Raw genomic sequence first — 15,263 nt, 5'->3', positions numbered from 1 at the left:
GAGGATATAAATGATAACTAATAACTTAGTTCCTACTGTCGTTGAGAAAACAGCTGGTGGTGAGAGAGCTTTTGATATTTATTCAAGGTTACTAAAAGAGCGTATAGTTTTTTTAAATGGTGAGGTAAATGATCAATCAGCAAACCTTGTAATCGCTCAGTTGTTGTTTTTGGAGTCAGAAGATCCTGACAAAGATATATATTTTTATATCAATTCCCCAGGTGGTATGGTTACAGCTGGTATGGGTGTCTATGATACTATGCAATTTATCAAGCCGGACGTTAATACTATATGTATTGGTCTGGCTGCTAGTATGGGATCGCTATTGTTAGCTGGTGGAGCTAAAGGTAAAAGATATAGTTTACCTAGCTCACAGATTATGATTCATCAACCACTAGGTGGCTTTAGAGGACAAGCTTCTGATATAGAAATTCATGCAAAAAATATTCTACGTATCAAAGATAGGTTAAATAAAGTTTTAGCGTATCATACAAGTCAAGATTTAGAGACTATTGTTAGAGATACTGATAGAGATAATTTCATGATGGCAGAAGAAGCTAAAGAGTATGGTCTAATCGATCATGTAATAGAGTCTCGTGAAGCAATTATTAAATAATTAAAGGAATTCTAATTCAATAATATGGCTAAAATTCTATACTGTTCTTTTTGTGGTAAGTCACAACAAGAAGTTAAGCATATCATCGCAGGTCGTGATGGTAATATCTGTAATGAATGTATTGCTAAATGTGCAGATAAAATTCATAGCACAGAAGGAGCTTCTCTAGAGGATGTATCGTTTGAGAAGTTACCAAAGCCAATCGAAATCAAAAAATATCTTGATGATTATATTATTGGTCAAGACAATGCTAAAAAAGTATTATCTGTGGCTGTATACAATCACTACAAAAGAATCACTTCCGAAACTGCAAAAGATGATCATATTGAGCTTAAAAAAAGTAATGTTCTATTACTAGGACCTACTGGCTCTGGTAAAACATTATTTGCCCAAACATTAGCAAAGCTTTTAAATGTTCCTTTTGCCATAGCAGATGCAACAACTCTTACAGAGGCTGGCTATGTTGGAGATGATGTTGAGAATATCATTGTTCGATTGCTACAAAATGCTGATTTTGATGTTGCTAAAGCTCAAAAAGGTATTATCTATATCGATGAAATAGATAAGATTGCACGTAAGTCAGAAAGTGCTTCTATAACACGTGATGTATCTGGAGAAGGTGTTCAGCAAGCACTTTTGAAGCTTATAGAGGGTACTGTATCATCTGTACCTCCTAAAGGTGGTCGAAAGCATCCTAATCAAGAGATGATACAAGTTGACACTTCAGATATATTATTTATATGTGGGGGAGCGTTTGCTGGTATTGAGAAAGTTGTTAAGCATAGAATGGATAAAGTTAGTATTGGTTTCAATGCGGATGTGGTACAACAAAAAAATAGCTTAGATACTGAAAAATTGATGCAGAAAGTCGAAAGTGAAGATTTGACTAGATTTGGACTTATTCCTGAACTTATTGGACGTTTGCCAATTGTTACTGTGCTAAATGAGTTAAAAGAAGAGGATTTGGTCAAAATTCTTACGGAACCAAAAAATGCTTTAATTAAACAATATGTTAAGCTGTTTGAATTTGATGATGTAATGATTGAGTTTAGTGATGAAGCTCTTGTTGAAATAGCTAAAAAAGCAATAGCTAAAAAAACAGGTGCGAGAGGATTGAGAACTATTCTTGAAAATATACTTCTTGATGTGATGTTTCATGTCCCTTCATCTGAAGATGTTGAGAAAGTTATTGTCAACGATAAAGTAATATTAGAGCAAGAAGAGCCAACTCTTGTAATGAAATCACAGCAGCAAAAACAATTAAAAGAGATAATCTAAAAAATTTACAGGAGAATGTAAGTTTATGTCAGAAGTCCTAAATGTCGTTCCTGTTATTCCCTTAAGAGATGTGGTTATATACCCATCAATGACTTTACCTTTAAATGTGGGTCGTAAAAAGTCAATTGAAGCAGTCAAGCAGGCATCTAACAGTTATAATAACTATATCTTATTAGCAACTCAAAAGAACGGTTCAAGTTCTGGTGATGTTGTTGATAATATATACGATATTGGTACGTTAGCTAAAATTGTTCAAATTATGAAGCTTCCTGATGGTAGCTTAAAGATCATAGTAGAAGGTGTAGCTAAAAGATTAGTTGCTAAATATGATAGTGTTGATGGCTGTATATTTGCTAACTTAGATAGTCTTCATATTGATGATAGTTATGATCCTAGTCAAGTTGATAAAGAGCTAAAAGCAATCTTATTGTCGATTAGTGATTCTCTCAAAAAGTTTGTTGATATTAGTGGAAAAGTGTCTAAAGAATCTTTAGCTACGCTTATAAATACAGAAGAGCCTCATAAGTTTATATATGAGATTTCAACTATTCTAAATACAGAGATTACTAAAAAGCAAAAAATTTTAGAAGCTACAGATATCAAAAATAAAGCGTTATTACTTTTATCTTGCTTATATGAAGAGTTAGAAATTCTTGAGCTAGAGGCTAAAATTAAAGATAGAGTCAAATCTCAAGTAGATAAGAATCAACGTGAGTACTATTTGAATGAGCAAGTCAAGGCTATTTATAAAGAGCTTGGTGAGGCTGATGAAGAGTCAGAAGTAACCGCTCTTAAGAAGAGAATTGAAACTACTAAAATGTCCAAAGAGGCAAAAGAAAAATGCTTAAAAGAACTTAAAAAGCTTAAAGCTATGCCTCCTTCATCTTCTGAATCTGCTGTATCAAGGAATTATATTGAGACTATACTTTCATTACCTTGGGGTAAGAAAGCAAAAGTTAAAAAAGATATTAATCTTGCTGAAAAAGTTTTAGAGAAAGATCACTACGGTATTAAGAAAGTTAAAGAAAGAATATTGGAGCATTTAGCTGTTCAAATCAAACGAGACAGTAATACAAAAGCTCCTATTCTATGTCTAGTAGGTCCTCCGGGTGTTGGTAAGACATCAATTGGCCAATCCATTGCTAGAGCAACAGGGCGTGAATATGTTCGTATGGCTCTTGGTGGTGTAAGAGATGAGTCTGAGATTAGAGGACACCGTCGTACATATATAGGATCTATGCCTGGGCAAATTATCCAAAAGATAATTAAGTCTAAGACGGAAAACCCACTTTTCTTACTTGATGAAATAGATAAAATTTCTTCTGATTTTAGGGGAGACCCATCTGCAGCTCTTTTAGAAGTTCTTGATCCAGAGCAAAATAGTACATTTAACGATCATTATCTTGAGATAGATTATGATCTATCTAAGGTGATGTTTGTTGCTACAGCAAATTCACTTGATATAGATCCTGCATTACGTGATAGGCTAGAAATTATACACTTATCAGGGTATACAGAGATTGAGAAGCAAGCAATTGCTAAGCAATATCTAGTACCAAAATCATTGGAAAACAATGGGCTGACTAAGAGTGAAATTAATTTTACTCCTAAGGCTATTTTGGATGTGGTGAGATATTATACGAGAGAAGCAGGAGTAAGAAATTTACAACAAAAGATAGACGGTGTATGTCGTAAGGCTGTTAAAAATCTTCTTAAAGATCCTGAGCATGGTAAGGTATCTATCACACAAAAGAATCTTGAAGACTATCTTGGCGTTCATCAGTTTGATTATGGTATCAAAAATGCCAAGCCTAAAGTAGGTCAAGTAACAGGTTTAGCATGGACTTCTGTAGGTGGTGAGCTACTAACTATAGAAGCTTTGGCGATGCCTGGTAAAGGTAAGGTTAAGTACACAGGTAGCCTTGGTGATGTGATGAAAGAATCAATTGATGCGGCCTTTAGTGTTGTACGCTCGATTTCAAAAGGCTATGAGCTAGCAGATGACTTTTATGAGAAAAAAGATGTACATATACACGTTCCTGAAGGAGCTACTCCAAAGGATGGTCCAAGTGCTGGTATCGCTATGACTACAGCTCTAGTTTCTGTATATACAAATAAACCAGTTAGAAATGATATTGCTATGACTGGTGAAGTAACTTTGCGTGGAGATGTTTTAGCAATTGGAGGGTTAAAAGAGAAACTTTTAGCTGCGCTAAGAGGTGGAATTAAAGAGGTTTTGATTCCTAAACAGAATGTTAAAAACTTAGCAGATGTTGATAAAGAAATACTTGAAAAACTTGAAATAACGCCTGTAAATAGTATAAAAGAGGTGTTAGAGAGAGTTTTTTGATGATAAAGTATTGAAACACTACATTTTTAGTGTTATAAAATTAAATGACACTTGTCGATTATGTATAAATAAAGGAGTTTAAGACATGAATAAGAGTGAATTAGTAAGTGCTATTGCTAAAGAAGCAGATGTTACTAAAGAAGTTGCTAGTAATACTCTGGATGCAACTATTGCTGCTGTAACTAAAGCTTTAAAGAATGGTGATAGCGTTACTCTAGTAGGCTTTGGAACTTTTCAAGTAAAAGAAAGAAGTGCTAGAGAAGGTAGAAATCCTAAAACTGGTGAAACAATCAAGATAGCAGCTTCTAAAGTTCCAAGCTTCAAAGCAGGTAAAGGTCTTAAAGACGCTGTAAAATAAAGAAAAATTACAAAAATAGTGATTTTTTGAAAAGCATACTTAACAGTATGCTTTTTTTTTATCTATAATATCTATAGTTTAATAAAGCAGTAATTATTTAAGGTTGATAAAATGTTACAGTCTTTCAATGATAGGCTCAAAGGTCCATTTACATGGATTATAATTATTTCTATAAGTTTTATATTTGTCATATCTGGTATGACATTTTTTTTCACGAATATTGGCTCAAGTAGATCTTATGTGGCTAAAGTAGGTGATAATGAGATAGGTCTGCAACAGTTTCAGCAGTATGCTCAAAATGCTACAACTGAGGCACAAAAGAGAGCAGTTTTAGATCAGATGATAAATCAATACTTAGTACTTGCAGATGCGCAGCGCCATAATATTGCGGTATCTAAGTTAGCATTACAATCTGCGATATTTACAAATCCCATGTTTTTTGACAAAGAGGGTAAATTCTCAGCCGATAAGTTGAAGCAAGTTGTAGAGTATATTGGAGGTATGAGTAAATTAGAGCAAATCTTAACTCAAAATATTCAGGCAACAATGATTCCAAAGGCTATAGCGGATACAACAATAACAACTGATTATGAGAAGAAGCTTTTAGATAATATTTATCTAGTTAATAAAAAAATAGAGTATTTGAAGATATCTCTATCAGATTTCAAATCCCAAATTAAGCCTACTCAACAAGATTTGGAAGCTTACTATAATGCTCATAAAAATGAGTATATAAATCCAGCTAAAAAGAAAATTAACTATTTTATAATCACAAAAGATAGCTTTATATCTAAGAGTGATATTAGTGAAAGCGATATAAAATCATATTATGATACTCATAAGGAATTTTTTAAAGGCTATAACAAAGATGCTAAAACTACTATTGCGAAAATAATTCAAAATAGAAGAGCCTTGGAGAAATTTAATACTTACTCGCAGAATATTGATAGTATTAGTTTCACTGAGCTTGAAAAGAATTTAGGTAACCCTAAGGTGGCGAATATTGTGAATAATGATGAATCTACAATATCTACGGTAGCTAATAGTCAATTCTTTGTAAGTACAGAGAAGTACTCAAGTATTCCGGTTGCTGATAATGAGCTTTTAGTATATGAGGTAAATAACTCTCAGCCATCAACCCAACAAAAACTAGCAGACGTTAAGAGTGAAGTGTCTAAAGCCGTAATTGCAGAGAAATCTCAAAGATTGTCTTTAGAAAAGTCTCAAAAGCTACTTGATGACTTGGTTAGTGATAAAAAAGTAAGTGTTAGCTTCAAGCAAGCAACTATTGATAGTAACTCGAAGTCATTTAGTAAAGAGTTTAATGATTATGTGATGTTTAATACTAATAATCAGTATCATAGTTATCAAGCGGATAATGGTGATATATACATATATAAAGTTATTAAAGTTGAACCTTTAGGTAATAAAGATACTAAATTACCTAGGCAAGTATTAAATACAGTCAAAGAAGAAGAGTTAAACTTCTATTTACAAGTAGTTAAGCAAGAAGTTCCTGTTAAAGTTAATTACAAAAATATCTAAATGAATAAGCTAATCTATGGTCTTGCGGGACCAACAGCATCTGGTAAAACCTCTTTATCAATATCTATTGCAAATAAAATTAATGCTGAAATAATTAGTGTTGATTCATCACTGGTCTATAAATGTATGAATATTGGTACAGCTAAGCCAACTTTGGATGAGCAAGGAGGTATTAAACATCATTTAATAGATATGATTGAGCCAACAGAAAGCTTTTCAGTTGCTGACTTTATAACGAATGTTAATAAGATTAAAAAAGAGGTTTGGAGTAGAGGGAAAGAGGTCTTACTCGTAGGTGGAACGATGCTTTATTTCAAAGGTTTGATAGAAGGTTTATCATCTTTGCCTGAGTCACAACCTGAAGTGAGGCAGGCTCTTGAGTTAGAAAGAAAAGCAAAAGGTTTAAAATACTTACATCAACAGTTAAATAAAATGGATCAAGAATCTGCTCAAAAGATTAATCCTAATGATCAGCAGAGGATATTTAGAGCCCTTGAAGTTATTATTATAAGTGGGAAGAAATATTCAGAACTTGTTAAGACATCTAAAATTGGTGGATTAGAAGAGCAGTTAAAACTATGTGCTTTGGTACCTAATGATAGGTCAATTCTACATAATAATATTGAATTAAGATTTAAACAGATGCTTGATCAAGGATTTCTCGATGAAGTTCAAAGTTTACGCAAAAATCCTAAGCTTACTAAAGAAACTACAGCTATTCGAAGTGTTGGATATCGTCAGGCATGGGAATATTTAGATGGAGACATTAGCTATGAGGAGTTTGTTAAAAAGGGAATTGTAGCTACTCGGCAACTTGCTAAGCGTCAACTTACATGGATTCGTAACTGGCAGGATGAGATTAAATTAATTGAGATGGAGAGTCAAAATAAAGAACAACAAGTCTGGGGATATTTTGGTCATAAATAAGATTTGCTGATAACTTTAAATATTGTTAGAATATATCGCGAAGTTTAATTGTTAAACTTGATAAAATAATAACTATAACAAAATAATTAAAAGGAAGTGAAACAATGTCAAGAATATCATCTTTACAAGACCCGTTCTTAAACGCTCTAAGAAAAGAAAAAGTTAGCGTATCTGTATATCTAGTAAATGGAATCAAACTACAAGGTCAAGTAGAAGCTTTTGATCAGTTCTGTATCGTACTTAGAAATACTGTTAATCAAATGGTTTATAAGCATGCTATTTCTACTATAGTACCGGCTAAGAGTGTAAGAATGGTTTATAGCTCTTTTAACCCATATCATCAAAATTCAAATGATGAACAAGATGAGAATGTAGATGATATTCATTCTGATGATCTTGAAGCTCAAGAAAATCAAGGCAATGTTGCTGAGTAATCAAACTTTATATTCTTTTTTCTTTAATTCCATTCTGGAGTAACATAAATTAATGGAATTTTTCGAGTCTTATGAAGCAGGTAGTAAATGCTTACTTGTAAATATAAATTTTAAATATCGCCGCGAACTAAATGCTGATTTAGCTGAACTGGAAGGTTTGGTTTTAGCAGCTGATAAAGTTGTGTTGGAGAGTTTAGATTTCAATCATCCTGAACCTGATATCAAGTATTTTTGTGGTATGGGTAAAATGGAGATGATCAAAAATAAACGTGATGAGTTAGAAGCTGATCTTGTTGTCTTTAATCATCCATTAAGCCCATCTCAAGAGAGAAATATTGAGAAGTTTCTTGAGTGTAAGATTATGGACAGAACGAGACTAATTCTTGAAATATTCTCACTTCGAGCAAAAACTCATGAGGGTAAGCTTCAAGTTGAGTTAGCTCAATTAAATTATCAGTCAACACGCTTAGTCAAAGGTTGGACTCACTTAGAGAGACAAAAAGGTGGTATTGGTGTACGTGGTGGGCCAGGAGAAACCCAGCTTGAGATTGATAGACGTCTAATTAGACAAAGAATTAAACAAATTACTCAAAAGCTGGAAAAAGTAAAACATCATCGTGATTTAAGTAGATCTTCCCGAAAGAAAAATAATATTCCAACAATATCATTTGTTGGTTATACCAATGCTGGTAAATCAACACTATTTAACAAAATAACAAATGCAGATGTTTTAGCTAAAGACCAACTATTTGCTACACTTGATCCTACTTTACGTAAAGTAATTGTACCAAAACTAGGTGAAGTTATCTTCTCTGATACAGTAGGATTCATTAAGAACTTACCTCATGATTTAGTAGAAGCATTCCATGCAACTTTAGAAGAAGCTATAGAGTCAGACCTTCTAGTTCATGTGATAGATTATGCAGATGAGGATTATAAAAGTTATATCGAGCAAGTAGAAAAAGTTCTAAAGGAAATAGGTATCGCAGATAAAGAGATGATCTGTGTTTATAATAAAATCGATAAAATTGAGAATGCTTATGCTGGATTTGTTCCAATGGATGATTCAGATTCAAGTGTGGTTGGCAGAGTGTATCTGTCTGCTCAGACTGGAGATGGTATTGAAGAGTTTTATCATGCGTTGGCTACATTTTTTAATAAATCATGGATTAATGAAACTTTAGAATTACCTCCTAAATATTCAAAAGTTAGAGCTATGATGTATGAGCTTGGAGCTATTGATGGTGAAGATGTTTCTGAAGAAGGTAACTATTTGCTTAAAATAAAAATTTCAGAAGATGATTTTGAAAGGTTTAAAAGAGAGTTTGATTTAGATTTAGAAGAGTTCTTCGCTAAATAAGTTTTAATCTTATTTGTACTCAGGAACCTCAATTGGATCTTTAAATATTCCAGCACCTATGAATTTAGAGATAACTGGAGTTGATGATATTTTAACTGTAATAGTCGATAAGTATTTTTTAACTATTTCATCAGATGCTGCTACAGATAGGTTGGTAAGCCCAACTTTTTGTTTTCTAGCTATAATATCTTTTAATCTATGTTGCCATTGATCAAAAGCAATATTATAGTCACCATTTGCTTTATGAAGTTCACCAGCTAATACATAAGCCTCAACGATTGCAAATATACTTCCAAGCCCCATTAATATAGATGGGCAAGCAGCAGAGTCTCCAACAAGAGCAACTCTTCCTTTATGCCAAGTATCCATGCGTATTTGACTGACTTTATCAAAATAGATTTCCTCCACATCATTTAACTTGTTAAGTATATCGGGAGTCTCCCAGCCAAAGTTATGAAAAGATTTTTGTAGTAGTTCTTTTTTTTGCTCTAAAGTTGCTGGGAATTGTTTCACAAGTTCAGCATCTAATGTAAACATAATCAAAGTTTCATCTTGGTCTAGACATACTCTTGCTACTTGTTGCTTCTCACCTACGCTTAGAGCATAAGTATATTTCTCATAATGATCGTATTTTTTCAGAGAAAGAGCTGCTACATATTTATCCAACTCATATTCTTGATATTCTGACTTGTCAAAAGCGATGTTACGTATATGAGAGTGTAAGCCATCAGTTCCTATAACCAAATCAAAGTCCTCTTTAGTTCCATCGCTAAGATGAGTAGTTATAGTTTTATCTTTTTCTTCTATTTTCTCGATAGATGTACCAAACCTAATATCTATACCTTCGCAGGCTTTATAAATAGTTTCTGCAATATCTCCGCGTTTGACACTTAGAAAGTCATCATAGTTATTAGTGATAAGAGATGAGATATTAACTTTTGAAGATCTTCTACCATTTTGATCAAAACAGTGAATATTCTTAATTTGATAAGATTTCTCTTTAAGCTGCTCAAATAATCCCATCTTTCTCACTACTTCACAGGCAGGACCCCAAAAATCGACTAGGTAACCACCAGTTCTAAATTCCGAAGCTTTTTCAAAAAGAGTAGGTTGGAATCCATACTCTCTCAACCACCATGCTAAAGTTGTACCTGCTATGCCAGTACCATTTATTGCAATTCTTTTCATTTTCATATTCCTAAGAAATGTATCTCTATTATAGATTTTAGAGTTATATTGATAGTTATTCAATACAGCTTTACTGTGCATTTGATATTTATTTGTAGATAGTGCAAAAAATATAGGAAAATTTATATATAATAGGTAGGATAAAAATTATTCAATACTGTTTTGGATTAGGAATTATAGGAATAACTATTTATGATAAAAAAGCTTAAAGAAAAATGGTTCTGGAGCAAAAACTCGGAGCAAGGGCCACCAGACTTAGAGGAAATAATCAAAAAATTCTTTGGCAAAAAGTCAAAGAAGAACGATGATGAGAATGAGAGTATTTATTCAAAAAATGCTAACAAGAATAAACCTATGTTTGATAAACCTCCTGTAGTTAAGATTGCATCTATAGTTGTGGCAGTATTGATAGTTGCATGGATAGGTTTTGGTTTTTATGTGGTACAACCAGCTGAGCAGGCTGCTGTTCTTAGATTAGGCAAATTCTCAAAAATGGTAGAACCTGGTCTACACTGGCATCCTATTGGTATTGATAAGGTGTACAAAGAGAATGTTCAAGAGCTTAAAACTACGTCGTTAAAGCGTGATATGCTTACATCTGAAGAGAATATTGTTCATATTTCTTTTACAGTTCAATATCGTATTGCAGATTTAGAGAAATATTTATTTGCTAATGTAAACACAACACGACTATTGCAACAAGCTTTAGAAAGTGCTGTTAGACAGGTTGTTGGTGAAAATAAGCTAGAGCAGATATTAACTACCAATAGGGCTGTGATTACGCAACAAGTCCGTAAAGAGATGGAAGCACTACTAAAGTCTTATAATACAGGTATATATATTAGTGAAGTGATTATGCAACCAGCTCAAGCACCTGATGCTGTTAAAAGTGCATTTGATGATGTGATCAAGGCTCGTGAAGATCGTGAAAGGGAGCAAAATGAAGCCGAAGCTTATGCTAACAGAGTAGTGCCAGTTGCACAAGGTAAAGCTCAAAGAATTGTTGATCAGGCTAACGCTTATAAACAAAAAATTGTTTTAGAAGCTCAAGGTGAAGTTGCCCAGTTTGAACAATTATTACCAATATACAAAAAATCTCCTGATATAGTTATGAATCAAATGTATTTTAATACTATTTCAAATGTACTTCAGCACAATAAGATATTCTTAATAGATGGTGATGGTGCAAAAAATATTTTCTATGGTTTAGATAATGCTCAAAAGCAAGCATTATTACCAAATACTCAAGGAGGTAACTAAGATGAGTAAGTTTCTAAAAATATTCTTAGTACTTGTAGTGGTTGCTTCTGTGGTGGTTTTGAGTACTAAATTTATTGTTAAAGAAGGATCAGAGGCAGTTATTTTAAGACTAGGAGAGTTAGTTAAAGATAAAGATGGTAAAGCAATTGAGTATGAGCCTGGCTTGCATGTTAAGATTCCATTTATTGATACAGTCAAAACTTATGATATGCGTAATAGAGTATTAGAAGCAGACTCAGCTCGTGTTGTTACAAAAGAGCAGAAAGATGTTCTAATTAATGCTTATGTTGTGTGGAAAGTTAGTAATAGTAATATCTCAAAATTCTATACGAGTACAAGTGGAAGTGTAGAAAGAGCAGAAACTTTATTGAAACAGTTTTTAGAGTCTTCTTTGAGAGCAGAAGTTGGTAACAATGATATTCAAAGCCTAATCAATAATAATCGTGATAAGTTAATGATTGCTCTGACAAATAGTGTCCAAAAGCAAGCTAAACAAATCGGTGTTGATGTTATAGATGTAAGAGTTAAGCAAATTGATCTACCAGATACTGTTACGGACTCTATTTACCAAAGAATGAGATCTTCACGTCAGAAAGTTGCAGCTTCTATTAGAGCTGAAGGTAAACAATTGGCTGAAAAGATTAATGCAGCAGCAGATGCTAAAGTTACTGTAACAATGGCGGAGGCTGAGAGAGAATCTAAGATCATAAGAGCTGAAGCTGATGCTAAAGCAGCTAAGATATTTACAGAGGCTTATTCTAAGTCCGTACCACTTTATGAATTCTTAAAGAGTATGAACTCTTATAAAGAAAGCTTTAATGGTAAAAATGAAGTTGTATTTATGCTAAAACCAGATAGTAAGTTTTTCCAAGGTTTTAAGTTAGAACCAGATAGTAAGCTTGCAGAAGATATGAAGGAAGCAAAATAAAAATGACTAAAGTAAAAGTGCTTTTTGTATGTAAAGGTAACATTTGTAGATCACCAACTGCTCATGGTATTTTTAGAGATATTGTCAAACAAAATGCCTTAGAGAATCATATTCATGTTGCATCTTGTGGCACTAGTTCACGTATGTGGGGACATGAAGGCCATGGAGCTGATTTACGCTCTATAGAAACGGCTAAGAAATATGATTGTAATCTTTTAGATCAAGTTTCTCAGCAATTAGAGGAAACTGATTTTACAGAATATGATTATATAGTTGCGATGGATCAAGAAAATATTGATACAATGAAAGAAATGTTTCCAAATGCTGATTTTTCAAAGGTATCAAGGATGTTGCAGTATGCTCCAACAATTGAGTTGACTGATGTGCCAGATCCATATTATCAAAGTAATTTTGAAAAGGTATTCCTCATGATAGATACTGCCTGTCACGGACTTTTTGAAAAAATAAAGTTAGAGTATAAATTATGAATTACACTAAAGCAAAATACATAATGGGTGCTGCAAAAGTTTCTCAACTTCCAGAAGATAATGGTATAGAGGTAGCTTTTGCTGGGCGCTCGAACGCAGGTAAGTCTAGTGCTCTTAATACTCTTACAGACCAAAAAGGTCTTGCTAGAGTAAGTAAGACCCCTGGTAGAACTCAGTTAATTAACTTATTTGATTTGGGAGATAATAAACGTTTAGTTGATTTACCTGGTTATGGTTATGCAAAGGTTTCTGAAGCTATAAAGAGACAGTGGCAAAGTGAAATGGAGAGCTATTTGACTTCACGTAAATGTCTTGGTGGTATCGTACTTTTGGTAGATTCTCGTCATGATTTAAAAGAGTTTGACTCTTTGATGATTGAGATGGCAATATCTTTTGACTTGAACTTACATATTCTTTTGACAAAGGCAGATAAGCTAAATAATAAAGAAAGAGCCCAAGCAAATAGAATGATAGAGAGTTTTTTAAAAACTTTTATCCGTACAGATAAAATTTCATACCAGTTATTTTCTTCATTAAGTAAAATGGGTTTAGATAAGTTAAAAGAAAGACTCGACACTTGGTATCAATAATACTAGAAATACTTTTGTTATATAGATTATCAATTGTTACTTAATTAAAATAGCCTGTATAGAATATTCAATTCTAAGTTAAAATACTTTAGTATAAAGTAGATCTAAAGTCTTTTATAAAATATGAGGTAATTCTAAAGAATGTATAAAATATTAAACTTTTACACCAAAGAAGAAGTTTCTACAGATAGTTTTGTGTTTGCAGGGGAAAATGAGCCCTGGGAAATCCAGATGAATATTAATGAAATTAGTAAGAAAATCAATAAAGATTATTTTACTCAAGCATCACCGTGTCTATCCAAATATATACCATTTATGCCGATAAAGGATCCATCAAGTTTTGTATCTTTAAGAGAGTCGGCAACTCCACTGCTTAAGAGTAAAATTATTGGTAAAGAGCTGGGAATTAATCTGTATTTTAAAGTCGAAGGTAAAAACCCTACAGGGTCATTCAAAGATAGAGGATCGGCAGTTGATATTACAGTTGCAAAAGAGCTTGGTGCTAAGGGAATAGTACTAGCATCTACAGGTAATATGGCGGCTTCATGTGCTTGTTATGCAGCGGCTGCGAAGATGCCATGTTTTATTATTGTGCCAGAAGGAGTTGCAGCTTCTAAGTTAGCTCAGGTAATGTCTTATGGTGGGAAAATAGTTCAAGTTAAAGGTAGCTATAATGAAGCAGCAAAATTAGCTTATGATATCGCAAAATCTAAAGATTTTTTCCTAGCTGGGGATTACGCGTTTAGGGTAGAGGGTCAGAAGACAGCAGCATTTGAGCTTATAGATCAGTTACTGTTCCAAGTTCCAGATGAGGTTATAGTTCCTATAGGTTGCGGTACTAATATGACTGCATACTATAAAGGATTTAGTGAATATAAAGAGTTAGGGTTTATTAAATCTGTTCCTAAGCTTACAGGTGTTCAATCAACAGAGGCTGATACACTAGCTAGAGCATATCAGAAAAATCAAAATAGGATTGAACCACTAAAAACAGCTAATACAATTGCAACGGCAATAGCTGTACCATATCCTATCGATGGTGATAAAGCTATAGATGCAATATATAGCACTGGCGGGGAATCTACTGCTGTAACAGATATGAAGATGTTGGAAGCACAATACTTGCTGTCAACTAAAGAAGGGTTATTTGTAGAATTAGCATCAGCGTCAACTATTGCTCACTTACTCAAAAAATATGAGGAAGGTAAGCTTCAAAAGGGAAGTACGGTAGTATGCGTGTTATCTGGAGAAGGTTTGAAAGACCCTGCGGTAGTGCTAAAATCTGCTATTCAACCACCAATTATATATCCGACAGAGATAGATTTTGACAGGCTTTATAATAGCCATTTCTTTGATAATAAAACGATGTTATTCATAGAGCAAAATGAAGTAATATTTGATCAAGTTCCAACTCTTGAGGAAGTTAAAAAAACTCTAGGCGAATTGTTTGGTGCAAATTATGATAAGAATTTCTTGGCTAAGGTTAGAGAACTGATTGAGAGATTCTTAGTAAAGGGTAAGTCAATTAATGTCTCTGATATACAAGATATTATACAAGATGCTACTGAGATGGCAGATGCTATCAGTAAAGATATCTTAGATGTACAGTCATTTAAGGTAAATGTGGAGCTTGATCAAAAATCTGTGGCTGAAGTTACTGTTAAGGTTGCAGACCAGTTATATTTTGCATCAAGTTCTGGTGTTGGACCTGTAGATGCTGTTTTAAATGCTTTATGTAAAGCCTGTCCTAGTGATATTAGCTATAAGCTGACTGACTATAAGGTTAAAATACGTGGTCAGGGTGCTGATGCTGTTGTTTATGTAGAAATGAGCTTGGAAAAAGAAGGTATTAAAAGTATTGGTAAAGCTGTTTCTCCAGATATAATCCAAGCTTCAGTAGAGGCTTTTATTGATGCTTATAATATTGCATATGCATAGAAA

General features: G+C 33.3%; 14 protein-coding genes. 13 read left to right on the top strand and 1 reads right to left on the bottom strand.

The window, feature by feature from the left end; genetic code table 11:
• The first annotated feature begins 10 nt into the window (after window positions 1-10).
• The 8 genes from clpP to hflX all read left to right on the top strand — a co-directional run bounded on the left by clpP (window position 11) and on the right by hflX (window position 8,868).
• The gene (gene clpP / locus F3D57_RS03525) at window positions 11-616 is read left to right on the top strand and encodes an ATP-dependent Clp endopeptidase proteolytic subunit ClpP (RefSeq protein WP_013923343.1); all 606 of its coding nucleotides are present in this window, start codon (window positions 11-13) and stop codon (window positions 614-616) included.
• A 24-nt stretch (window positions 617-640) separates the two neighbouring features.
• Window positions 641-1,894: an ATP-dependent Clp protease ATP-binding subunit ClpX gene (gene clpX / locus F3D57_RS03520; protein ID WP_150465216.1), complete on the top strand. Its 1,254-nt coding sequence runs from the start codon at window positions 641-643 to the stop codon at window positions 1,892-1,894.
• 25 nt (window positions 1,895-1,919) lie between these two features.
• Window positions 1,920-4,244: an endopeptidase La gene (gene lon, locus F3D57_RS03515; RefSeq protein ID WP_150465215.1), complete on the top strand. Its 2,325-nt coding sequence runs from the start codon at window positions 1,920-1,922 to the stop codon at window positions 4,242-4,244.
• An 85-nt stretch (window positions 4,245-4,329) separates the two neighbouring features.
• Window positions 4,330-4,602 carry an HU family DNA-binding protein gene (locus F3D57_RS03510; RefSeq protein WP_004287553.1) on the top strand — a complete coding sequence of 91 codons (273 nt, stop codon included), beginning with the start codon at window positions 4,330-4,332 and terminating at the stop codon, window positions 4,600-4,602.
• A gap of 111 nt (window positions 4,603-4,713) precedes the next feature.
• Entirely contained in the window at window positions 4,714-6,147 is a 1,434-nt protein-coding gene (locus F3D57_RS03505; RefSeq protein ID WP_150465214.1) for a SurA N-terminal domain-containing protein, read from the top strand.
• Window positions 6,148-7,074, top strand: coding sequence for a tRNA (adenosine(37)-N6)-dimethylallyltransferase MiaA (gene miaA, locus F3D57_RS03500; protein ID WP_150465213.1), 927 nt, complete (start codon window positions 6,148-6,150; stop codon window positions 7,072-7,074).
• Window positions 7,075-7,178: 104 nt separating this feature from the next.
• A complete protein-coding gene (gene hfq / locus F3D57_RS03495; RefSeq protein WP_013923338.1) occupies window positions 7,179-7,508 on the top strand; it encodes an RNA chaperone Hfq in 330 nt (109 codons plus the stop codon).
• A 52-nt stretch (window positions 7,509-7,560) separates the two neighbouring features.
• Window positions 7,561-8,868: a GTPase HflX gene (gene hflX / locus F3D57_RS03490; protein WP_150465212.1), complete on the top strand. Its 1,308-nt coding sequence runs from the start codon at window positions 7,561-7,563 to the stop codon at window positions 8,866-8,868.
• Window positions 8,869-8,877: 9 nt separating this feature from the next.
• Here the strand turns inward: hflX and F3D57_RS03485 are convergent, their stop codons facing one another.
• On the bottom strand, window positions 8,878-10,056 hold the full coding sequence (locus F3D57_RS03485) for an FAD-binding domain (RefSeq protein ID WP_191092343.1): 1,179 nt from the start codon (window positions 10,054-10,056) through the stop codon (window positions 8,878-8,880).
• A 192-nt stretch (window positions 10,057-10,248) separates the two neighbouring features.
• On the opposite strand from F3D57_RS03485, the gene hflK reads away from it, so the two are divergent.
• The 5 genes from hflK to thrC all read left to right on the top strand — a co-directional run bounded on the left by hflK (window position 10,249) and on the right by thrC (window position 15,260).
• Window positions 10,249-11,316: an FtsH protease activity modulator HflK gene (gene hflK / locus F3D57_RS03480; RefSeq protein WP_150465210.1), complete on the top strand. Its 1,068-nt coding sequence runs from the start codon at window positions 10,249-10,251 to the stop codon at window positions 11,314-11,316.
• Window position 11,317: 1 nt separating this feature from the next.
• Window positions 11,318-12,244 (top strand): protease modulator HflC, encoded by a 927-nt coding sequence (gene hflC, locus F3D57_RS03475; RefSeq protein ID WP_149368106.1) that lies wholly within the window; start codon window positions 11,318-11,320, stop codon window positions 12,242-12,244.
• 2 nt (window positions 12,245-12,246) lie between these two features.
• Entirely contained in the window at window positions 12,247-12,732 is a 486-nt protein-coding gene (locus F3D57_RS03470) for a low molecular weight protein-tyrosine-phosphatase (protein ID WP_150465209.1), read from the top strand.
• A complete protein-coding gene (gene yihA, locus F3D57_RS03465; protein WP_146421212.1) occupies window positions 12,729-13,322 on the top strand; it encodes a ribosome biogenesis GTP-binding protein YihA/YsxC in 594 nt (197 codons plus the stop codon). The genes F3D57_RS03470 and yihA overlap by 4 nt, the downstream gene beginning before the upstream one ends.
• A 141-nt stretch (window positions 13,323-13,463) precedes the next feature.
• A complete protein-coding gene (gene thrC, locus F3D57_RS10480; RefSeq protein ID WP_150465208.1) occupies window positions 13,464-15,260 on the top strand; it encodes a threonine synthase in 1,797 nt (598 codons plus the stop codon).
• Window positions 15,261-15,263 lie beyond the last annotated feature (3 nt).

This window comes from Francisella sp. SYW-2, from assembly GCF_008711475.1.
Classification (GTDB): Bacteria; Pseudomonadota; Gammaproteobacteria; order Francisellales; family Francisellaceae; genus Francisella; species Francisella salimarina.
Note: the sequence above shows the minus strand (reverse complement) of the source record. Positions and strands in the feature narration are given on the sequence as shown.